The organism is Dubosiella newyorkensis, assembly GCF_001945605.1.
In the GTDB taxonomy this organism is placed as follows: Bacteria; Bacillota_I; Bacilli_A; order Erysipelotrichales; family Erysipelotrichaceae; genus Dubosiella; species Dubosiella newyorkensis.
Genome location: NZ_MPKA01000002.1, coordinates 1 through 917 on the forward strand (window position 1 = coordinate 1; position 917 = coordinate 917).

Sequence of the window (917 nt, forward strand, 5' to 3'; positions counted from 1 at the left end):
AGATGGAGAAGATCGGCGAAGAAAAGGTGAGGACGCGGGTGATCATAGAAGAGCCGAAGATCCGTATCGAAGAGATCTATACCGAAACGTACGTCTGTCCCTCCTGCAGGCAGGATGGAGAAGACGTTGGATTTAGTATTAATGGTGCATCCCTTAAACCTCTGAAAATTCAAGTGGTAGAATGTCATAAGAAGAACAATTTGAATTCCAGAATGAGGAGGAATGAAAAATGGCAAAACATTATGACAGAGAATTTAAAGAACAGGTGATTCAGTATGTACTCGATCATCCTGATCTTCCCTACACGCAGATCGCCAAACAATTCGGAGTCCATGACACAACAATTGGAGGATGGGTAAAAAGCTATAAAAATCACGGCGATCAAGTCGTCGTAAGAGGATCCGGCAACTATGCCAGCGATGAAGCCAAAGAGATCGCCCATCTTAAAAAGCAGCTCAGAGATACCCAGGACGCACTCAATGTATTAAAAAAAGCAATCAGTATACTCGGCAAGTAACGGCTCGTCTCCTCTATCGATCGGTCCAGGAATACAAAGAGAAACATCCCAAAGCATCGATAGCGGGTATACTGGCTATATTGGAGAAGAGCCCTTCCGGCTACTACAAGTATTTAAGATCCAAACCATCCAAGACAAAAGTCCGACGGGAAGAAACAAAAAAAGCAATCGTCAAGATCTACAACGATTCGCACCAGCTGTATGGCTCGCCCAAGATCGCAGAGATCCTGCACAAGAAAGGGATACAAGGATGCCAGAAGTATGTCTATTCGATCATGAAAGAAGCCCATATCAAACCGAAATATCTGAAACACAAGATAAAAACGACCATATCTAAAGGGAATGATCGAAAACTTCACAATCTTCTGAAAAGACAATTCAATCCAAAAGATCCCGACAG

At 43.1% G+C, this 917-nt stretch carries 3 protein-coding genes; all 3 read left to right on the forward strand.

Going from position 1 to position 917, the window contains the following annotated elements:
- Positions 1 to 269: IS66 family transposase zinc-finger binding domain-containing protein (locus tag BO225_RS00015; protein WP_143356699.1), on the forward strand; the 269-nt coding region annotated here is incomplete at its 5' end.
- Positions 230 to 517: a transposase gene (locus BO225_RS00020; RefSeq protein WP_076340275.1), complete on the forward strand. Its 288-nt coding sequence runs from the start codon at positions 230 to 232 to the stop codon at positions 515 to 517. The genes BO225_RS00015 and BO225_RS00020, both read left to right, overlap by 40 nt.
- 80 nt (positions 518 to 597) lie before the next feature.
- Positions 598 to 917, forward strand: a 320-nt coding sequence (locus BO225_RS00025) for an IS3 family transposase (RefSeq protein WP_143356700.1), incomplete at its 3' end; no start/stop codon positions are given.